Annotated in this window: 18 protein-coding genes and 1 other annotated feature; of the genes, 4 read left to right on the top strand and 14 right to left on the bottom strand. The window is 46.9% G+C overall.

What is annotated here, in order from left to right; genetic code table 11:
• Positions 1-128 precede the first annotated feature (128 nt).
• Both ACQCVH_RS00505 and thpR read right to left on the bottom strand, forming a co-directional pair.
• Positions 129-1,088 carry an NERD domain-containing protein gene (locus ACQCVH_RS00505; protein ID WP_426833993.1) on the bottom strand — a complete coding sequence of 320 codons (960 nt, stop codon included), beginning with the start codon at positions 1,086-1,088 and terminating at the stop codon, positions 129-131.
• Between the two features lie 29 nt (positions 1,089-1,117).
• Positions 1,118-1,675 (bottom strand): RNA 2',3'-cyclic phosphodiesterase, encoded by a 558-nt coding sequence (gene thpR, locus ACQCVH_RS00500; protein ID WP_426833992.1) that lies wholly within the window; start codon positions 1,673-1,675, stop codon positions 1,118-1,120.
• Between the two features lie 227 nt (positions 1,676-1,902).
• Here thpR and cysK point away from each other — a divergent pair, with 227 nt between their 5' ends.
• Positions 1,903-2,835 (top strand): cysteine synthase A, encoded by a 933-nt coding sequence (cysK, locus tag ACQCVH_RS00495; RefSeq protein ID WP_426833991.1) that lies wholly within the window; start codon positions 1,903-1,905, stop codon positions 2,833-2,835.
• Between the two features lie 81 nt (positions 2,836-2,916).
• Here cysK and dat read toward each other — a convergent pair whose 3' ends face one another.
• From dat to ACQCVH_RS00465, 6 genes are all read right to left on the bottom strand, one after another.
• Complete coding sequence (dat, locus tag ACQCVH_RS00490; protein WP_426833990.1) at positions 2,917-3,792, bottom strand: D-amino-acid transaminase; 876 nt, start codon at positions 3,790-3,792, stop codon at positions 2,917-2,919.
• 44 nt (positions 3,793-3,836) lie between these two features.
• The gene (gene pepV, locus ACQCVH_RS00485; protein WP_426833989.1) at positions 3,837-5,255 is read right to left on the bottom strand and encodes a dipeptidase PepV; all 1,419 of its coding nucleotides are present in this window, start codon (positions 5,253-5,255) and stop codon (positions 3,837-3,839) included.
• A 104-nt stretch (positions 5,256-5,359) separates the two neighbouring features.
• Entirely contained in the window at positions 5,360-6,547 is a 1,188-nt protein-coding gene (locus tag ACQCVH_RS00480; RefSeq protein ID WP_426833988.1) for an ABC transporter permease, read from the bottom strand.
• The gene (locus ACQCVH_RS00475) at positions 6,540-7,253 is read right to left on the bottom strand and encodes an ABC transporter ATP-binding protein (protein WP_426833987.1); all 714 of its coding nucleotides are present in this window, start codon (positions 7,251-7,253) and stop codon (positions 6,540-6,542) included. Before ACQCVH_RS00475 ends, ACQCVH_RS00480 begins: the two co-directional genes overlap by 8 nt.
• A gap of 52 nt (positions 7,254-7,305) precedes the next feature.
• Positions 7,306-8,034 carry an MOSC domain-containing protein gene (locus ACQCVH_RS00470; protein WP_426833986.1) on the bottom strand — a complete coding sequence of 243 codons (729 nt, stop codon included), beginning with the start codon at positions 8,032-8,034 and terminating at the stop codon, positions 7,306-7,308.
• Positions 8,035-8,395: 361 nt separating this feature from the next.
• Positions 8,396-9,691, bottom strand: coding sequence for a M48 family metallopeptidase (locus ACQCVH_RS00465; RefSeq protein WP_426833985.1), 1,296 nt, complete (start codon positions 9,689-9,691; stop codon positions 8,396-8,398).
• Positions 9,692-10,126: 435 nt separating this feature from the next.
• Here ACQCVH_RS00465 and ACQCVH_RS00460 point away from each other — a divergent pair, with 435 nt between their 5' ends.
• Complete coding sequence (locus ACQCVH_RS00460; RefSeq protein ID WP_009795247.1) at positions 10,127-10,348, top strand: DeoR family transcriptional regulator; 222 nt, start codon at positions 10,127-10,129, stop codon at positions 10,346-10,348.
• Between the two features lie 65 nt (positions 10,349-10,413).
• On the opposite strand, the gene ACQCVH_RS00455 is transcribed toward ACQCVH_RS00460, so the two are convergent.
• A complete protein-coding gene (locus tag ACQCVH_RS00455) occupies positions 10,414-11,133 on the bottom strand; it encodes a pseudouridine synthase (RefSeq protein WP_426833984.1) in 720 nt (239 codons plus the stop codon).
• A 117-nt stretch (positions 11,134-11,250) separates the two neighbouring features.
• On the opposite strand from ACQCVH_RS00455, the gene ACQCVH_RS00450 reads away from it, so the two are divergent.
• Positions 11,251-11,478 carry a hypothetical protein gene (locus tag ACQCVH_RS00450; RefSeq protein WP_426833983.1) on the top strand — a complete coding sequence of 76 codons (228 nt, stop codon included), beginning with the start codon at positions 11,251-11,253 and terminating at the stop codon, positions 11,476-11,478.
• A gap of 62 nt (positions 11,479-11,540) precedes the next feature.
• Here ACQCVH_RS00450 and ACQCVH_RS00445 read toward each other — a convergent pair whose 3' ends face one another.
• Positions 11,541-13,157 (bottom strand): putative polysaccharide biosynthesis protein, encoded by a 1,617-nt coding sequence (locus ACQCVH_RS00445; protein WP_426833982.1) that lies wholly within the window; start codon positions 13,155-13,157, stop codon positions 11,541-11,543.
• Between the two features lie 284 nt (positions 13,158-13,441).
• Between ACQCVH_RS00445 and ACQCVH_RS00440 the strand changes: the two genes are divergently transcribed.
• Positions 13,442-14,701 carry a BaiN/RdsA family NAD(P)/FAD-dependent oxidoreductase gene (locus ACQCVH_RS00440; protein ID WP_426833981.1) on the top strand — a complete coding sequence of 420 codons (1,260 nt, stop codon included), beginning with the start codon at positions 13,442-13,444 and terminating at the stop codon, positions 14,699-14,701.
• 396 nt (positions 14,702-15,097) lie between these two features.
• Here ACQCVH_RS00440 and ACQCVH_RS00435 read toward each other — a convergent pair whose 3' ends face one another.
• The 4 genes from ACQCVH_RS00435 to ACQCVH_RS00420 form a co-directional block, all read right to left on the bottom strand.
• Positions 15,098-15,280, bottom strand: a complete 183-nt coding sequence (locus ACQCVH_RS00435) for a sporulation protein Cse60 (RefSeq protein ID WP_224898285.1) — start codon at positions 15,278-15,280, stop codon at positions 15,098-15,100.
• A gap of 98 nt (positions 15,281-15,378) precedes the next feature.
• Positions 15,379-15,684 carry a rhodanese-like domain-containing protein gene (locus ACQCVH_RS00430; protein WP_224898283.1) on the bottom strand — a complete coding sequence of 102 codons (306 nt, stop codon included), beginning with the start codon at positions 15,682-15,684 and terminating at the stop codon, positions 15,379-15,381.
• A 164-nt stretch (positions 15,685-15,848) separates the two neighbouring features.
• Positions 15,849-18,266: a leucine--tRNA ligase gene (gene leuS, locus ACQCVH_RS00425; RefSeq protein ID WP_426833980.1), complete on the bottom strand. Its 2,418-nt coding sequence runs from the start codon at positions 18,264-18,266 to the stop codon at positions 15,849-15,851.
• Positions 18,267-18,375: 109 nt separating this feature from the next.
• Positions 18,376-18,594, bottom strand: a binding site (T-box leader).
• 179 nt (positions 18,595-18,773) lie between these two features.
• Positions 18,774-19,550: a 3-hydroxybutyrate dehydrogenase gene (locus tag ACQCVH_RS00420; protein ID WP_426833979.1), complete on the bottom strand. Its 777-nt coding sequence runs from the start codon at positions 19,548-19,550 to the stop codon at positions 18,774-18,776.
• Positions 19,551-19,593: the final 43 nt, after the last annotated feature.

Here is a 19,593-nt window from a genome sequence, read left to right as displayed (position 1 = left end):
CCTCCGAGTACTTCCTTATTACCTTTAATACAGGCTGCCCCAAACCTTGCCAAGGGCATTTTTTAAAGGGTGTCTTAACAGCGTTTTATACGAATGGGCCCAATTTCGATATAAAACGACCTTCTGCCTTATTCCGATTCTCCCCATTCCGGGCGTTTCACACAAGTTGTCTGGCAATATTGCAGGAGGATCTGCGCGCTTTTAAGCTGAATATGCTTGATGGGAGATGTGTTTTTTCTCATACCTTCAAACCACTCCTCGAATCCCCGCTTCTCAATCAGATCCACCCCATACGGTACATTCGGAAAATCAAAATAGCCTTTCCGGCTTACTAATACTTTATGTACCGGGAAATCGATTTCATACATTTGAAAAATGCTCTTCACAATTTTTTCTGTCCGGTCCAGGGCGATGAGCGGATTCAGTATTTTCTTTTCTTCCTTTCCTGTCCTTTTTAACCAGAAATGCTCCTTGGAACCGATGAAAACAGCCTGCTCATCTTCTTCCATAAAAGAAAGGCAATATGCCCCAGTCGGCGTAATAAAGACCGACTCTGCCTCCACAGGCGCCTTTTTCAAACGGAATACAGGCTTATAAAGGAGCAGATAGGTGTCCGGAAAACGCTGAAGGAGGAAGCGGAGCTCAGGGTCATAGAAAAAAGATCTCTGCACAAATGATTTTTCCATGATGGTCGAGCTCGCCCATTTCATTTGAAATTTAAAAAGCTGATCCAGGAATTGCTGCTTCAATTCGTCTGCCGTATCCGGCCTTGAGGCAAACTGAGGATCAAAATCGAGCTTCTCCTCCACTGCCTTTTCTGGAACCGGCAGCGGCTCAGGTTCCTCTGGCCTCCTTTTCAGGCTGAATATTCCTTTGATCCTCTCAGACAGGGGCTGCTTTTCTTCCAGCTTCCAATCATCTGCTGCTTCTCCCGGTTCAGGGCCGAAAAACCGCCCATCGTTTTTTTCCCAAGCGTCCAAAAGCTGTTCCCACCGCTGCTTTTTCAATCGGACATATCTGGAAGGATATAAAAAGATATCCTGTTCATAGCGTGAAATATAATCCTGTAGCTTTATTAACTGTCCCATTCCCTCTGCCTTCCTTGTTTCCTAGTATTTTATTTCAGTGTATAAACTTCGATTGCTTCGTATTTAGGACTTCTATCCATATGCGTCTGATATAAAACCACTTCTGCCGCAGGAAACGAAATTGTTTCTGTTAAAAGAGATTCATTTTCCAAAAGGGCGGGGTCAAAAGGGCTGCTGCCTGCCCACCTCCTTGCCAGAGTGATATGCGGCTTAAAAGGCCTGAGCTCCAGCTGAAAGCCTGCTTCTGTACAGGCATCAAATACTTTCTGCCTTACCTCCGCAAGCCTGGGCTGGGCAGCTGTGTCCGCCCAAAATATCCTTGGCTGTTCCGGCTTTCCGAAGACACCGAACTTTGAGGTGGAAAGGCTGAAGGCCTCTTCTTCCAGAAGCGCTTTCCCGACAAGGCCTGCTGCATGCTGCAGCTTGTCCTTCCCTGCATTGCCAAGGAAAGCCAGAGTAATATGATAATCCAGATAATGGACCCATTTCTGAAATTCAAGCATTTCTGCTGCCGCCCCGCATTTCAGCTTCAGTCTTTCTTTAGCATCCTCAGGCAGCCGTACAGCAAAAAAATAATGTGTTTGCATCCATAAAACGTCCTTTCACGACATTTCTATCTATTTTAACAAAATTTGTACATCCGGGAACATAAAGCTGCCGGATAATCCTTAAGATTTGATAGCCTTCCCTCCTTTTAGGTATGATTATGGGGCACAGAATTAAAAGAAAATCATTTCGTTTCCCTCCTTTTGCATGAGATTTGCTGAAGGAATGCAAAATAGCTTTATTATTATTTTTGGAAAGGAAGAGTTTTATGAAGGTTGTAGACAACCTGTCTGACTTGATTGGCGACACGCCGCTCGTGAAGCTGAACAGGCTGGCTCCAGAGAATGGGGCAGCCATTTATGCTAAGCTCGAATTTTATAACCCGAGCAAAAGCGTCAAAGATCGGGCAGCTTTTAATATGATTATTAAAGCAGAGGAAGAAGGAAGGCTGAAAGAGGGCTCGACCATCATTGAGCCTACAAGCGGGAATACGGGGATCGGCCTTGCGATGAATGCAGCAGCACGCGGCTATAAGGCCATCCTTGTCATGCCTGACACAATGACCCTCGAACGGATCAATCTGCTGAAAGCGTACGGTGCGGAAGTGGTCCTCACACCAGGTGATGAGAAGATGCCCGGATCGATCAAAAAGGCGCTGGAGCTTGCAGAGGAAATCCCGGACAGCTTTGTCCCGATGCAGTTTGATAACGAAGCAAACCCTGATGCCCACAGAACAACAACGGCACTCGAAATCATTGATGGGATGGAACAAATCGGAAAACCCCTGGCTGCTTTCGTCGCAACTGCAGGCACAGGCGGAACGATCACCGGAACCGGAGAGGTGCTGAAAGAGAAATATCCGGGTCTTGGGGTCCACGTTGTCGAACCGAAAGGCTCTCCAGTCCTTTCAGGAGGCAAGCCAGGGAAGCATAAGCTTGTAGGTACCAGCCCCGGCTTTATCCCTGAAATCCTTAATCAGGATGTTTATGATGAAATCCACCAGATCAAGGACGAAGAAGCTTATGACACAACAAGAAGGCTCGCCAGGGAAGAAGGTATCCTAGTCGGCCCTTCCTCAGGGGCAGCCTGCTTTGCGGCCATTGAAGTCGCCAAAAGGCTCACACCCGAAGATGCTGTCGTCTTCATCGTCTGTGATACCGGGGAAAGATACCTTTCCAGTGACCTGTTCCGATTTGAGTAGGATGGAGTAAATGACTGAAACAGCTTTATATGAAAAGAAACCGGCCAAGCCTCCCGATCTGGAGTGCCTGGCCGGTTTTTATCAGCTGTTCAAAGCACCGGTTTGAATGCTTCCGCATTCCTTTTCAATTTCTTCAAGGAAAAGGCCCTGCAGCTTCTGTGTCAGCTCTCCTGGCTTTCCGTCCTTCACAGGGCTGCCGTCGATCCCGACGACCGGCATCACTTCAGCTGTTGTGCTGGAAATGAAGATTTCATCTGCACCCAGGAGCTCATCAATCGTGAATGGTTTCTCCTCATATGGGATATCGTTCTCACGGGAAATCTCGAGCACTTTTTGCCGTGATATCCCGTTAAGGATGAAATGGTCAGCCGGATGTGTCACCAGTTTGCCTTCGCTTACGATGAAGACATTAGATGAGCTGCCCTCGGTCACTATATCTCCCCTGTGCTGGATGGCTTCAAAGCATCCGGACTGGACCGCCTTCTGCTTGGCCAGCAGATTGCCGAGCAGGTTAAGGCTTTTAATATCGCAGCGGAGCCAGCGGATATCTTCAGTCAGGATAGCTTTGATTCCGGATTTCATATTATCCTCCGGCCGCGCCGCTTCACGTGTATAGGCCACGAAAGCGGCAGGGACATCATCGCCGGGAAAGGCATGGTTCCTTGGTGAAATGCCCCTTGAATACTGAAGGTAGACTGTTCCGAAATCGATTTTGTTTTTCCCGATCAGCTCCTCCAGTTTTGTTTTGAGCTCTTCCTTTGTATAACCAGGGTTCAGTCCGATCTTTTCACAGCTTTCAGACAGCCTGTTCAGGTGGCCCTCGGCTGTAAACATTTTGCCGTTATATACTCTGATTACTTCATAGACACCATCGCCAAACTGATAGCCTCTGTCTTCAATGTCAACCTTGGCATCCTTGCGTTCGATCAATTCCCCATTCAGGATTGCATATTCCACTTCAGTTCCTCCCCTATACAATATTAAGCCTATGCTTTTTCTTTTTACTTCGCCAGCTCGTAAATAGCCTGGGCATAGATGGCTGCAGCTTTCACCAGGTCCTCAATAAACATATATTCATCCTTTTGGTGGGCAATGTCCTCCCTGTCAGGGAATAATGGGCCAAAAGCGACACCGGCCTTTAGTGAACGGGCATACGTTCCTCCGCCGATCGAAATGAGCTTGGCCTCATCTCCAGTCTGCTCCTCATACACTTTTTTCAGCGTCTGGATAAGGAAAGTATCTTCATCCACATGATGCGGCTTGGAATCTGTAAAGTTTTCGAGGCGGAAACCTTCTTTTCCAGCGGCAGCCATGACGGTTTCCTTGGTTAAGGCCATATCATTGGTGACAGGGTAGCGGAGATTCAATCCAAGCCGTCCGCCTTCTGCCTGTGTATAGCTCATCTTCCCAAGATTAATGGTCAGATCGCCTGTGATATCGTCAGAGTAGGCCGCTCCCAGCTGCCTGCCGCGTGAATCCTTAAAGAAATAGCGGTCAGCAAAGCTGAAAAATTGGGCTGCCTTTGAATCAATCGAAAGCTCTGAAAGGAATTTCGCTAAGTATAAGCCCGCATTCTTCCCATTATCCGGCTCCATTCCATGTGCAGAAATTCCTTCAACCTCAAGAATCAACTCACCATTATCTACATGATAGCTGCCCTTCAGGTCATGCTGCTTCTGGAAATCGACAAACCGCTGCAGCACCTCTGTCTGTTCATGATGGACAAGCAGGGATACTTTAGCATAGTCAGGGACCATGTTGTATCTTCGGCCAGACTGGAAAGAGGCAACTTCTGCTTTGACATCGCCATCCTGGTTCTCTGCCGTGCTTTCCTGAACAAGGTCAAAGTCGGAAATCCCTTTTTCTGCATAGATGATCGGAAAATCAGCATCAGGGGCAAAGCCGATATCGGGCATCTGCTCGTGCTTAAAATAATGGTCCACACAGCGCCAGTCGCTTTCTTCGTCCGTGCCGACAATCATCCGCACTTTTTTTCTTAGCGGCAGTCCCAGCTCCTTGACTATTTTCATAGCATAATAAGCGGCCATCGTAGGCCCTTTATCATCAAGCGCCCCGCGTGCAAATACCTTTCCATCCCTTATTTCTGCAGCAAAAGGATCGCTTGTCCATCCGTCACCTTCAGGGACAACATCGACATGGCAAAGGATCCCGACGATTTCTTCTCCATTTCCAAATTCAATATGTCCTGCAACATTGCCGGTGTTTTTCACAGAGAATCCGTCCTTGCTGCCCAGCTCCAGCATAAAATCCAGTGCTTCTTTGACTTCTTTTCCCAGAGGGGCTTCTTCAGTCGCATTTTCCTCATCAAGGACGCTCCTGATTTGCAGAAGCTTCTGGGTGTCAGCCAGGAAAGCCGGCTCCCGTTCTTCTATTTCTTTCTGCCAATCAATGTTTTTCATCGTAATCCTCCTTATGTATATTCCGGAAACAGCCCGGCTGCTGCCGGAATAATAAAACCACTTTCGCTCTTCTATTATAAATCATCTCAAAGAAAAACCTTAAATCAAAGAGAAGGGCTGCCAGCAGGCATCTGGCCTGTCAGCCAAAGTCCTCCCGCTGCCGCCAGTATAACAAGAATGATGGACAGAAGAAAGAGAACCCATACCGCTTTGGACCGTGCCGAAAAATAAGCATCCCTTTCACCATATTTCTTTGTGAGAGGATGGGAGATAGTGATTTTCCCCCAGATCATCTGCAGCCATGAAAACATCATGATGAGGAAGCAGATGGCTATGAGCGTTTTTAACCAGATAGGCGGAATGATGATGATCGCTGCCACTGCAGGTGATATGATTTTCAGATAGTTTGACCAATAAGACGGGCTGCGCAGGAATACTTTAATGAACACTTCCAGAAATCCGGCGGAGACTGTCCTATTCTTGAATATCCTTTTTGAATGCCGGAACAAAAAAGGCTTTTTTCTTACTGTGGAAGTCGAAGGCATCTCTACCTCATAGGAAAGCTGGAAAATCAGACCTGTATATTTGACTCTTTCTTCCCTCTCAAATGCAGCTTCACTATCAAACGTAGACGTTTTTGGCAGAATCCTGCTATACAGGAATATTCCCAGGGCAAGCAGCAGGATCGCAGACATATTAAAGAGCAGCAGATTTCCCCCGATCCACAAGGCAAAAATCAGCTGGACCACCCAGCTTAGCAGTACAAAGCTTCCAAGATTGGATAATATCCTTAAAAACTTCCCTTCTATCTTTCTCAGTTTTTGCTTCAGCCACATAATAAACACTCTGCAGGAAAAGAAAAACAGGAAATAGGAAGCGGCATATGCCATTGTAAAGCCGTAATGCCCCATTAAAAAGGGAAGCAGCAGAATGGCTATCAAGGCTGCCTGACTCGCTCCGGCCAGAAGAGAATAGAAGAAAGCTCCTTTTTTAAGTCCAAAATAAAGCTTCCTGTTTTTAATAAGAAATACCTTATCCGCCTCTTGGATAAAGGTTCGGTAATGGCCGCCCCATGAGGCTATATATCCCGGAAGGAACAGGAAAACTGCCGGCACCATTGAGATCCACTCGGGCATTTCTGTCCACCAGGACCTGTATATGAAAAAGGAGATGAATGCTGCAGGAACCGCCACATAAAGAATGATGGTCCAGTCCGCAATTGATTTAAAGACGCTGTACTGGTATTTCCATTCTGCCGAAAGCCTTTTAAAAAGGAGCTTGCTGCTATTCATTTTCATGCTCCTCTGAATACTTGTGGAAGCAGTCAAACAGCGACCCGCCCGGCAAACCGCATTTCTGCCTGATTTCATCTATGGTCCCTGATGCCGCGAGCCTGCCTTTATTAATGATCACAAATCTGTCGCAAACCTTTTCGGCAGTGTCCAGAACATGGGTCGACATCAAAATGCCTGCACCCTTTTGACGCTCCTTTTCGACTGATTCCAGAAAAAGCCTGGTTGCATTAGGATCCAGGCCGATGAAAGGCTCATCAATGATATATACAGAAGGATTAATGATCATGGAGAGGACCAGCATGGCCTTCTGCTGCATCCCTTTTGAATATGTATGGGGATAATCATGTGCATAGTCTGCCAGCTTATAAATCTCCAGCAGCCCCTCTGCCTGCTTCCTGTATTCCTGATCGCTGAGCCCTTCTACTGCAGCGATAAAGTCGAGATGTTCCCATAATGTAAGTTCATCATAAAAGATGGGCCGCTCGGGAACATAAGAGTACTTGATCCCTTCTTTAAAAACGGATTCTCCTTCTGTATATTCCATCAGGCCAAGGATTGTTTTGATGGTTGTGCTCTTTCCCGCACCATTTGCCCCGATAAGGCCGATCAGCTCTCCTGAATGGACTTCAAATTGAATATCCTGCAGATATGGCGCCTCTTTGCTGTATCCAGCCTGTTTTATTTGCGCTGATAATAGTTTCATTGTTTTCCCTCCCGATATATATACGGAGATAAGAAGGAAAAAGTTTCCTTGATCAATCTGCAAGATAGATTGCATCACCTGTTCGGATCAAGCCTGTACGCAATACTGAAGCATAGACACCGAAATGATTGTTCCTTTCTTTGGCAACCATTTTCAGAAGGCTGGCATCCTTACCGGCATCCACCGGATCCACTGTAATGATCTGGCATCTTTCACAATGGCGCTTAATCCTGATAGCCGATCCTCCGCTCCCAATGATCAGCTTTTTCCCAAACCAGCTTTCCTCTGCAAAGGGAACAGATCCTTCAATATCAACGATTATATTAGGCCGGAAGCGCCGGTGGTCCACTTCCCTGCCCAGCATTTCACCGAGCTTTTTCAATGAAGAAACGGAAACGAGCTGCAGATGCTCCTCTTCTATGGGACCTAAAGGTACACTCTTTGGCGAGTATTGGATCTGCTCAGTTTTTTTGCCTGTAAGGTTTTCTAAGTATTCCCGTACGCGAGAATCGCCCCATTTGACACTGCTTCCATCAGGCATTCTGATGATGACTGCCGGAAACATGTTATCCTGTTCCTTTCCTGCAAAACACGCCGAAAATGTTGCCATTTCGGGGGCCTGGGTAATGGTCAGGAATTTTCCAGGCCTCGTTTTATCCAGGAAAGCATGGCTCCTGTCTCCATATAACCCGTAAGACATCAGCCGCGTCTCTGCCACGCTTTCACCGCCAAAGGATTTGACAGGGTGCCTGATGATTTCTTTAATAGTGCCCACTTTCATGCATCTCTCCCCTTTCCCGTGCTTTTTCCATATTATAGCACGGTGTTTGTTCAGACAGCAGAGAGCGCTTAATTGAAAGATTCATGGATAAGCAGAACAAAAGCACAAGCGCCTTGATCACCCTTAAGGAACGCAGACTAAGAACGCCACGTCCTGTGGCAACTTCTGCATGACCAGCTTCCTGGGGGCCTCAAGACGAACCTCCCGGAAAGGCGTTCTTTGCCTTTTTCGGAGGTTTGGCTTGTGACCTCGGCGCAGCTGCTGGACGTGGATCAAGAATTGATAATAATCCACAAGGCTTACAATTTATAATTTCTAAACAACAAAAAAACGCTGCTGAATTTTCAGCAGCGTGCATTTTTTATTCATAATATGGCTTAAGCACTTCCAATATATCCGGATTTCGGTATTCCAGAGCGTAATCATAGGCTGTCAGACCCTCCGCATCTGTAAATAACGGGTCTGCCCCATATTCCAGAAGCAATTCAGCCATACTGGCATCATCTGCAAAAACCGCGCTCATTAAAGGCGTTGTGTCATAGGCATCCACAGTATTCGTATCAGCTCCGTGTTCTGCCAGGAGCCGGGCGGCATCGGCCTGTCCGCTGTACACGGCCCAGTGCAGGGCAGTGGAGCCTTCACTGTCAGCAGCATTAATGTCAGCCCCATCGCCAATCTGGCTTTCAATAGAGGCGAGGTCATTTGTCTCTGCAGCTTCCATTAGAGGTGTAATTCCTTCCACGTCTTCTGCTTGTCCATCAATTGGAACATCTGAGAGTAAAGCAAGATTTTCGATTCCTTTAAAGCCGAACCAGAGCCCGGTTCCGGCAAGGACCAGAAAGAGCGCAGCAGCGATAGAACCAATCCAGACGGTACTTCGCTTCTCTTTAAGCACCAGTGCAGTTTCCGGGTCAAAAAACTGTGCCAGTGCATGCAGCCTTTTCGGAAGATGCGGATGGGTGGACAGCTTTTCATTCAGCCAGATGAAAAAGCCCTGCTCCGACTCGATCTGTTCCATATAAGTTTCCTGGTCGACCTTCTTATATAATTCTTTCCCGATGGCAAGCATTGTCAGCGCGTTCCTGGAAGCTTCATAAGACTCAGTATAGTAGGCAGCATAGCGGTCACAGGTATACTCGCAAGCTCTTAAATACGCATTTCCCAAGAAGGGCACCCACAGGGCAGGCAATAGGAGGAAGCTTACAGTCACATGCCTTCGTTTCAGATGGGCAAACTCATGGGCCAGTACAAACAGTACCTCCTTCTCCGCTTTCTGCTCAATTAATTCAAAAATACCCGAATACAGCACCACCATATTTTTTCTGAAAAACCTGGATGCAAAAGCATTTAAAACCCCTTCGGATTCCACAATATAAATATCAGGAACTTTCGCCAGCCCCATCTTCCCCGCCACTGAAACCGCCTTTCCATACAGCTCAGGGAATTGCTTTTCCCCGAGCTTTACACCGTTCCTGCGGATCCCGCCCATCATCAGCCCATGTAGAATGATTGTGGCAGCCAGCAAAATGGCCAGCATGATAATGCCAATAATAGTTATAGATAATAGCAAATACGTAAGAATGCCGAATAAAATAACAAAAGCAAAATACAGGCCTTCTTTTCTGTGAACGAGCTGTTCACGCAATGACTGATCCAATAGTTTTCCAATCCTTTCGGTTATCTATATGAAGTACTCATTGATTATAATGAAATTTCCCCATTGGTAATACAGGCAATAAGACCTATTCAGCAAAATACCGATATATACATATGCCACTGCAATAAAGCATAAGGTTATAAGGAAGCCAGGCAGCCTGCGGACTCTTATATGGAACCCATGCCCCGATGAAAATACGGCCAGCTCCGCCCAAGTTGTATTAATCTTTTGTAAATTCAAGTATTAAAGTAGCATTATCAAGCAAGAAAGAGTACAATTATTGTAGAAGTATGACATCTAGAACATTCTTTAATGATTAGAAAAGGAGTTGTCTGGGGAAAAGAAAACTACATACCTTGAAGACATGTTTCTTCATCGAAGCTGTCGGTTGCAGGAATTTGCCAAAGGTTTGAAAAAAGGATAGGGAGTGGTTCTTTGAAACCTTCGACTAACCGGATGTTAAACCGCATTAAAGCCGTCTACATGTTTATTTGTAAGCGCGGAACTGTAACAACTCAGGAGCTTGTAGAGGAATTTGGTATTACTCCTCGCACCATACAACGAGATTTGAATGTCCTGGCCTATAATGATTTAGTCATCAGTCCAAGCAGAGGAAAATGGACGACGACGCAAAGAAAAGTTAAGTTATCATCGTAAATACAGTCTCCCGGGGTCCGGGGGATCCATAAACAAAAAAATCGCCTTATAAGGCGATTTTTTTGTTACTTCACTTCATAGTCCATCAGAGATTGCAGCTCTTCCTCTGTCAGCTCCCTGTATTCACCAAGCTCAAGCGTCTCATCCAGCTGCAGCGGGCCCATCGAAAGCCTCTGCAGATATACCACTTTCTTCCCCACAGCCTCAAACATTCTTTTGACTTGATGAAACTTTCCTTCTGTAATCGTCAGTTCGATATCAGACCGCTCTCCGGACTTCAGAATATTGAGCTCTCCCGGCTTTGTCGCATAGCCGTCATCAAGGATGACTCCTTTGCGGAAGGCAATGATATCTTCTTCTGTCACTTCCTGGTCTATGACTGCAAAATACGTCTTCGGCACATGCTTCTTTGGGGAGAGCAGGCGGTGGGCCAGCTGGCCATCATTCGTAATCAAGAGCAGACCTTCAGTATCCTTATCAAGCCTTCCGACCGGAAAAGGCTCAAAAATGAGATCTTCTGCCTCAAGGAGATCGATGACCGTTTCATCTCTGTTATCCTCTGTTGCTGAAATGACGCCAGGCGGCTTGTTCATCATCAAATAAATAAATTCCCGGTATTCGACGATTTCACCGTTTATACGGATCAGATCTTTTTCAGGATCGACATGCTGCTTGGCATCCTTGATCTTCTCCTCATTGACGGTCACCGAACCGTCCTTCAGCAGCTTTTTAACCTCTTTCCTGCTCCCGTATCCAAGATTGGCCAGCACTTTATCAATTCTCATCCTTCTTCCTCCTTATAGATTTCAGTCCCGGAACCATTGCTTTTATCATAGACTGCACTATCTGGTTTTTTTCCTGAGTATAGTAGAACTTTTCACAAAATGAAAGGAGCGCTGCTTATGCACCATATTTCCGTTTATCCATATTCACTGCACCCGGCTTTTCGCACATCCCCTGCCCTGCTTCCACCAGGGGATGGCCAGATTTTGCAGCGCATCATCGAGCTTGAACGCACTGTCGGGCAGCTTAGCAAACAATGCAGCCGGTTTAACAGGAGGATGAACCGCATTGAGCGGAGGCTAGGGATCGGCGGATCCTCACCAGTCTATTATAATCCGGAGCTCTAGCGCCTGTCCGGAAAAAACGAAAGGCCCCGCTTTGTGCTGCGGCGGCCTTTCGTTTTGCTCTATTAAAAACGGAGGCGGAGCATCTGTTTGATTTTTTCCACTCTCTGCCCAAATAGGAAATAGATAAGCCTCGTCCTGAAGGCCAAATAAAAATAGATGGCCGCTCCAATCCCTGCGCAAATGAAAATGATGATCAGCGACTGGATGGTAGAAGCCGGAGACAGGAATAAAGTCAGCAGCTTATAGGATAGTGCAGTGCCTGCAAACATGAATGCCGTAAACAGGATGATCAGCAGGCTTCTTCGGACGACAAGGCGGAATGGATATTCTGCATAGGTCCTGATGACATATAGGTTGATCAGGATAGCTGCAGTGTATCCAAGGGTCGTAGCCAATACTGCCCCCTGTGTTTCCATCAGCTTGATGAGCGGAATATTCAGGCTCAGCTTGACGAGCAGGCCGACCAGCAGGCTCAGAATCGTGAATCTCTGCTCATTGATCCCCTGCAGGATCGCCGCTGTAACTGAGAACAAGGAAAACAGCATCGCCACCGGCGCATATGTTCTCAAAACCTCTGTACCCAATTCCTTGTGTTCATAAAAGACCGTGAAAACCGGCTCAGCCAGCAGTGAAAGCCCGGCTGCAGCAGGCAGTGTAAGAAAAAGGAGCACCTGGAACGTCTGGTTCAGCTGCTTGTTCAGGCTGGTGCGGTCATTATCGGTAAAAGCCCTTGTAACGGCAGGCACAAGTGTAAGCGAAAATGCTGTCGCCAGAGATACAGGGATGATCACAAGCTTATGGGTCTGGAAATTCAGCACGGCAAAAGCTGTCTCAGCCTGGTCCGCAAGGCCGATGCCTGACATCGCCCGATTAAATGTCAGCTGGTCTATGAACTGGAAGAGCGGATTGGCCAGGCCGACAAACACAAAAGGCGCCGCATAAATGATAATTTCCTTATACATTTCCTTCAGGGAAATATCCATCGTCCCTTTGTCCTGGAGGAGGAGCTCATCCAGATGGGATTTTCGTTTATACCAGTACCAGATCAGAATGGCCAGGCTGCCAATCGCTCCCACAAAAGCTGCAAAGGTGGCTACACTGACAGCTGTAACCAGACTTCCGCCCATCCATTCAAGAACAATATAAGCACCAGCAAGGAGGAACACGATCCTGACAATCTGCTCGATCACCTGGGAGACGGCTGATGGCCCCATTGATTGATGTCCCTGAAAGAATCCTCTGATTAAACTCATAAATGGGACAACTATCAGTGCAAAGCTGACAGCCCTAATGACCGTTGTTACATCCTTGACGCTTGAATCCAGGTCATTATCAGGTATGCTGATTTCTGCAAGGACAGGCGCCGCAAAATAAAGAACAAGAAAAGAAACAATCCCGCTGCAGAGCATCACGATCAGCCCGGATTTAAAAAGCTTCCTGCCGACTGTATACTCTTCTAGGGCATTATATTTAGAGATGAATTTGGAAACTGCCAGAGGGATCCCCGCTGTGGCAATGCTGATGAAGATCGTATATGGCACATAGGAGTATTGGTAAAGAGCATTTCCGTGGTCCCCAACAATCCGGTAGAATGGTATCACATAAAACAGGCCCAAAACCTTTGATATAATGGTGCCGAGGGTCAATATAAAGGTACCTCTTAAAAGCTTAGATGACATATAATCCCTTCCTAAAAAGAAAAATCTTGCTTAACGCATCAATGCAGCCAGTCTATGAACAGCAGACCGCCGATCTTATCAGTTTCTGTCGAAATGTAAACACACTATTAGTAGTTTACCTTTCTTTAGCCCTCAATGCTACTTTATTGCGGGCCCTGCCGTTAGAAAAAAAGCAGATTCCTTTGCTGCCGCCTGATTGGAGGGTTTTCCCCTGAAAAATTTGCCTTTCCCATCTGTTTGTACTAATGTTAGAAAAGCAAAAAGTAAATAAAGTTGGTGAAAAAATGTACGATGTAATTGTAATTGGAGGCGGCCCCTCCGGCCTGATGGCTTCGATTGCTGCGGCAGAAAAGAAGATGAAAGTCCTTCTTATCGACAAAGGAAATAAACTTGGCAGAAAGCTTGCCATTTCAGGCGGCGGCCGGTGCAATGTCACGAATCGCCTGCCAATAGATGAAATCATAAAACATATTCCCGGCAACGGGCGATTTTTATACAGCGCTTTTTCAATTTTCAGCAACGAAGATATCATAAGCTTTTTCGAGGATATGGGCATCCAGCTGAAAGAGGAAGACCATGGCCGGATGTTCCCTGTCACAGACAAGGCCCAGTCGGTCGTTGATGCGCTCCTTTCTAAAATGAAGGAGCTCCATGTCGAGGTGAAAACCGATTCACCGGTGGAGGATATTTCCTATGGGGAGAATGGCCATACAGTGTTCCTGAAAAATGGGGCAGAGTATGAAGCGAGGTCCCTGGTTATTGCGGTGGGAGGCAAATCAGTCCCGCATACCGGTTCTACAGGGGATGGCTACGCATGGGCGGAAAAAGCCGGACACACGATCACTGATTTATTTCCGACAGAGGTGCCTGTCACTTCTTCTGAGCCATTTATAAAGAATAAAGTTCTGCAGGGGCTCGCACTCAGGGATGCAGCTCTAAGTGTCCTGAATCCTAAAGGCAAACCCCTCATCACCCATAAGATGGACATGCTCTTCACCCATTTCGGCGTAAGCGGCCCTGCGGTCCTGAGATGTTCGCAGTATGTCGTGAAAGCGATGAAGAAATGGGATCTGAAAGAAGTCGTATTAAGCCTGGATGCTGTTCCGGACCGGAAGGAAGAGCCGTTATTCCAGGAAGTGTCCTCTATGATAAAGGCAGATCCGAAAAAGAGCATTAAAAACATCCTGAAAGGGCTTTTGCCGGAACGCTACCTGCTGTTCCTGCTCGATTGGAATGAAATCGATCCATCTGCACAGGGCGGCACCATTTCTAATGAAAAGATCCGCTTGTTTGTAAAAAGCTGCAAAGCATTTCAGTTTAAAGCCGATGGCACCCTTCCGATCGAAAAAGCATTTGTCACAGGCGGCGGTGTATCCACAAAGGAAATCGAACCGCAGACAATGGCTTCCAGGCTGATGCCCGGCCTTTACTTTTGCGGTGAGATCCTGGATATTCACGGCTATACCGGCGGCTACAACATAACCTCTGCACTGGTGACAGGGAGGCTTGCCGGAACCAATGCGGCAGAGGCTGCAGCGTATTAATGAAAGGCTCTTTTGGTAAAGAATGTTTCCTTTAATTATAACAAGGGAAATTTTACATTTTATGTTAATTGATAAAGAGAGGCTTACAGCTAACAAGAAAGATAGTGAAGGAATGTTTTAAAAACAGGAAGTCTTAACCTTATTTGAGTGACCAGCAAGCCTTAAAATAAAAGGAGATTTTCCGGTTAAGCGGAGTGAAGTTGCCCATTTTCCTATTTTTTGAGTCGATAATCGGAATTTCTCCGTCTATTTGAGCTATTTTTAGAGCTTCTTCGAAAGTAGGGGGAATTTCTCCGCTTATTTTTCAGCCTGTCACTGATTCCCTCAGTCAGGTCCGCTCTTTTATGGCTAGGCGGGGGAAAAATTGCTCTTAAATAGCAAAACCGGCCCTTCTGTTCAGGACCGGTAAACAACCATAGCGGAAAAGCAGTAGATCTGATCTTCTTCCTCTTCCTGGATGGCTGCAACATTATATTTAATATCAATCAGCCTGTTTTCATCAATCCGTTCCAGGAAATGGTTCATATCCTTTTCAAGATCTTTTTCATGCTCATGGTCAAAGAGCTTCACTTTAATCAATTTCGCCCCTCCTCAATTGCTTTTTTTAAAAGTATGGACGAAATATTCAGAAATTATAACCATGATAAAAAGCTGCCTGCGACAGGCAGCTTTTTTCTTTACTTTGTTTCGCCTTTCCATTCGAGCATTCCGCCAGCCATATTGCGGACCTTGAAGCCCTGGTCCTGCATGTAATAGCAGACGTTCTCACTGCGGCGGCCGGAGCGGCAGATGAAAATATATTCTTTCTCATCATCAAAGTAATCCATATTGGCAGGAATATCTCCCATCCTGATATGCTTGGCGCCGGGAATCATGCCCTGCTCCACTTCTTCATCTTCCCTTACGTCTACAAGCTCCAGCTTTTTGCCTTCCTTCAGCAATTGCTCAAGCTCTTCTGTAGTGATGATTTCAATATTCTCCATCTATGACACCCTCTCATGAATTCGTCTACCCAATATGATTAGTATAAACAAAGGAAGTAAAATAAGGCAAAAAACTGGTTCCATTGATGACAGTTTCTATCGCAATCATCTTCCTTGCCTTAAAAAAATCCCCTGTCTCTCACTGAAACAGGGGATCATTGGCTTTAGTTGGCTACTATATTGACAAGCTTTCCTGGGACGGCAATGACCTTGCGGATTGTTTTGCCATCAATCTGCTCCTGGATTTTATCATCACCCATTGCAATCTTCTCCAAGGCTTCACGTCCCGCATCGGCAGGCACCATAAGCTTCGCTTTGACCTTGCCGTTGACCTGGATCACGATTTCAACTTCATCATCGACCAATTTGGCTTCATCATAAGCAGGCCATGCTTCATAAGAAATTGTGCCGCTGTGCCCAAGCTTTTCCCAAAGCTCTTCCGCAATATGCGGAGCAATCGGCGACAGCATTTTGACAAATCCTTCAATATAGCTTACCGGCAGTGTCTCTGCTTTATAAGCTTCATTGATGAATACCATCAGCTGGGAAATGGCTGTATTGAACCTCAGCCCTTCATAATCTTCTGTTACCTTTTTAACTGTTTGATGGTAGGCTTTTTCCAGGCCTGATTCCGGCTCTGCATCCTTTATTCTGCTGTGCAGGTTTCCATCAGTGTCGATCAGCAGCCTCCACACACGGTCAAGGAAGCGGCGGGCTCCGTCCAAACCGTTCGTTGACCAGGCAACAGAGGCTTCGAGCGGCCCCATGAACATTTCATACAGGCGCAGTGTGTCGGCCCCATGTGACTCGACGATTTCATCCGGATTCACTACATTGCCTTTTGATTTGCTCATTTTTTCATTATTTTCACCAAGAATCATCCCCTGGTTGAACAGTTTCTGGAACGGCTCCTTGGTAGAAACGACACCGATATCGTACAGGAACTTATGCCAGAATCGTGCATACAGCAAGTGAAGCACCGCGTGCTCGGCACCGCCGATATAAATATCAACCGGAAGCCATTCTTTCAGCAGATCGGCATCAGCGATCGCATTTTCGTTTTTAGGGTCGATATAGCGCAGATAATACCAGCAGCTTCCCGCCCATTGCGGCATTGTATTCGTCTCTCGGCGCCCTTTTTTGCCGGTTTCAGGATCTGTTACATTGACCCACTCATCAATATTGGCGAGCGGTGATTCTCCTGTTCCGGATGGCCTGATTTCAGTTGTTTTCGGAAGCATCAGCGGCAGCTCTGACTCCGGTACGGCAGTCATCGTGCCGTCTTCCCAATGGATGATTGGAATCGGCTCTCCCCAATAGCGCTGGCGGCTGAACAGCCAGTCGCGGAGGCGGTAAGTTACCTTCTTCGTCCCGATGCCCTTTTCTTCAAGCCACTCGATTGCTTTGGAAATGGCTTCTTCTTTCTGAAGGCCATCAAGGAATCCGGAATTTACATGCTCCCCATCGCCTGTATATGCTTCTTTTTCAATATCTCCGCCTGCTACAACTTCCTTGATCGGCAGGCTGAATTCCTTCGCAAATTCATAGTCGCGCTCATCATGCGCAGGAACGGCCATGATAGCCCCGGTTCCATAGCTTGCAAGCACATAGTCGGCAATCCAGATCGGCATTTTATCGCCGTTAACAGGGTTGATGGCATAGGCGCCGGTAAATACGCCTGTTTTTTCTTTCGCCAGATCTGTACGCTCAAGGTCGCTTTTGCTCTTCACTTTTTCAAGATAAGCTTCGACCGCCTCAACCCGGTCTTCAGCCGTAATGCTTTCAACAAGAGAATGCTCTGGCGCAAGTACCGCATAGGTCGCCCCAAAGAGCGTATCAGGACGGGTTGTAAAGACTGTGAATGTCCCTTCATGGTTCTCAATGCTGAAGGTCACCTCTGCTCCTTCAGAACGGCCGATCCAGTTCCTTTGCATGTCCTTCAGGCTTTCCGGCCAGTCAAGCTCTTCCAGATCCTCAAGCAGCCTGTCGCCGTAAGCCGTGATTTTCAGCATCCATTGCTTCATCGGGCGGCGCTCCACCGGGTGCCCGCCGCGCTCGCTCTTGCCGTCGATTACTTCCTCATTGGCCAGGACTGTTCCAAGTGCCGGGCACCAGTTGACAGCCACCTCGTCAATATAAGCCAGCCCTTTTTCATAAAGCTTAGTGAAAATCCATTGTGTCCACTTATAATATTCCGGATCCGTCGTGCTGATTTCCCGGTCCCAATCATATGAAAAACCGAGCGATTTGATCTGGCGGCGGAATGTATCGATATTTTTCTTCGTGAATTCTGCCGGATCATTGCCTGTATCCAGGGCATATTGTTCTGCCGGAAGCCCGTAAGCATCCCAGCCCATTGGATGGAGTACATTATAGCCCTGCATCCTTTTTACACGTGACAGAATATCTGTCGCTGTATATCCTTCCGGATGCCCGACATGAAGTCCGGCGCCTGAAGGATATGGGAACATATCAAGCGCATAAAAATTGCTTTTTCCCTTTTCCTCGCCCATTTTAAATGTTTTATTGGCTTCCCAAGACTTTTGCCATTTCTTTTCAATCTCCCTGTGATTGAAGCTCATCGCGCTTTCCTCCTGCAATATATGAATTTTCTTTTGGGGAAAGGTTTTTGCCGGTCTGCTTTTTCTGCTTTACAGCGAAAAAGACCATAAAAAAACCCCTCATCCCAAAAACAGGGACGAGAGGATATGTATTCTCCCGCGGTACCACCCACATTAGCGGCATTGCCGCTCTCTTCATTCATCCTTAACGCGGAAAACGGCAGGCATTACTGTGGTTCACACCTGCAACTCCAAGGCGAGTTCATGACAGTCCCGGCTGGCTTGCACCTCCCGCCAGCTCTCTAATGAGCGGAACGACATCATTACTATTCCTCATCATAGTTTTTGCTTAAAAATATATAAAGCTATTGTATTAAAATTCTCCTTGGTATGCAAGTATGCGCTTGAATAAGAAAAATTATACTTTTCAGTGTATGCAAATGCTGTACTTGAGTGCAAACGGGCTTAAGTTCTCTCCGGTTACGGCAAATAAAAACCGCACCAGCCGGCAGGCTGGCTGCATCTTTTTCATTGGACTGTATATCCGCCATCAATAACTACGGCCTGCCCGGTTATGCCTTTCGCTTCTTCTCCAGCCAGGAAAACGGCATAGGCGGCGACTTCTTCTACTGATAAAAGCCTTTTCTGGGGAACCAGCGGGTAAATCACTTCTTCAAGGACTTTTTCCAGCGGAACCTTCCTTGTGCCAGCCAGGTCTTTAAGCTGGTTTCGGACAAGCGGGGTATCCACATAGCCCGGACAGATGCTGTTCACGGTGACTCCATAAGGAGCAGCTTCAAGGGCCGCGACTTTTGTCAGCCCGATTACCCCATGCTTGGCGCTGTTGTAGGCCGCCTTCCCTGCAAACCCGACCAGACCATTGATCGAGGCCATATTGATGATCCTGCCGAACCCCTGCTTTTTCATGATAGGTAAACTGTGCTTGATAGCGGTGAATGGAGCAGTCAGCATAACCTTTAAAAGAAACTCAAATTTCTCTGTCGGGAAATCTTCGATCATGGATACATGCTGAAGGCCCGCGTTATTGATCAGTATATCCAATCTCCCAAATTCATCCACGGCAGCATGAATGGATCCTGCCATTTCATCTTCAGCCGTTACATCACATTTCAGGCCAACTGTCCTGAACCCCTCTGCCCTCAGCTGCTCAGCAGCCTTTTCCACCTGTTCTTGCTGGATATCAGTCAGGACAAGATTGGCTCCTTGCCTGGCAAACCTTTTTCCTATCTCATATCCTATCCCCTGGGCTGCCCCGGTGATAAGTACTGTTCTTCCTTGCACCATTTCTTTTCTCCTTCCATCAAGGACAGGAAGGGGTTGGAAACCT

Source organism: Bacillus infantis, from assembly GCF_050107595.1.
GTDB classification, from domain to species: Bacteria; Bacillota; Bacilli; order Bacillales; family Cytobacillaceae; genus Bacillus_AB; species Bacillus_AB infantis_C.
This window is presented reverse-complemented; position numbering and strand designations above follow the sequence as displayed.

What these genes read in the sequence shown, in the direction of transcription:
- ACQCVH_RS00455 (WP_426833984.1), bottom strand. Translation starts at nt 11,133, where the DNA reads ATGAGAATTGATAAAGTGCTGGCCAATCTTGGATACGGGAGCAGGAAA.
- ACQCVH_RS00480 (WP_426833988.1), bottom strand. Translation starts at nt 6,547, where the DNA reads ATGAATAGCAGCAAGCTCCTTTTTAAAAGGCTTTCGGCAGAATGGAAA.
- ACQCVH_RS00430 (WP_224898283.1), bottom strand. Translation starts at nt 15,684, where the DNA reads ATGGAGAATATTGAAATCATCACTACAGAAGAGCTTGAGCAATTGCTG.
- ACQCVH_RS00445 (WP_426833982.1), bottom strand. Translation starts at nt 13,157, where the DNA reads ATGTCATCTAAGCTTTTAAGAGGTACCTTTATATTGACCCTCGGCACC.
- ACQCVH_RS00420 (WP_426833979.1), bottom strand. Translation starts at nt 19,550, where the DNA reads ATGGTGCAAGGAAGAACAGTACTTATCACCGGGGCAGCCCAGGGGATA.
- ACQCVH_RS00505 (WP_426833993.1), bottom strand. Translation starts at nt 1,088, where the DNA reads ATGGGACAGTTAATAAAGCTACAGGATTATATTTCACGCTATGAACAG.
- pepV (WP_426833989.1), bottom strand. Translation starts at nt 5,255, where the DNA reads ATGAAAAACATTGATTGGCAGAAAGAAATAGAAGAACGGGAGCCGGCT.
- thpR (WP_426833992.1), bottom strand. Translation starts at nt 1,675, where the DNA reads ATGCAAACACATTATTTTTTTGCTGTACGGCTGCCTGAGGATGCTAAA.
- ACQCVH_RS00475 (WP_426833987.1), bottom strand. Translation starts at nt 7,253, where the DNA reads ATGAAACTATTATCAGCGCAAATAAAACAGGCTGGATACAGCAAAGAG.
- leuS (WP_426833980.1), bottom strand. Translation starts at nt 18,266, where the DNA reads ATGAGCTTCAATCACAGGGAGATTGAAAAGAAATGGCAAAAGTCTTGG.
- ACQCVH_RS00470 (WP_426833986.1), bottom strand. Translation starts at nt 8,034, where the DNA reads ATGAAAGTGGGCACTATTAAAGAAATCATCAGGCACCCTGTCAAATCC.
- ACQCVH_RS00450 (WP_426833983.1), top strand. Translation starts at nt 11,251, where the DNA reads ATGCACCATATTTCCGTTTATCCATATTCACTGCACCCGGCTTTTCGC.
- cysK (WP_426833991.1), top strand. Translation starts at nt 1,903, where the DNA reads ATGAAGGTTGTAGACAACCTGTCTGACTTGATTGGCGACACGCCGCTC.
- ACQCVH_RS00440 (WP_426833981.1), top strand. Translation starts at nt 13,442, where the DNA reads ATGTACGATGTAATTGTAATTGGAGGCGGCCCCTCCGGCCTGATGGCT.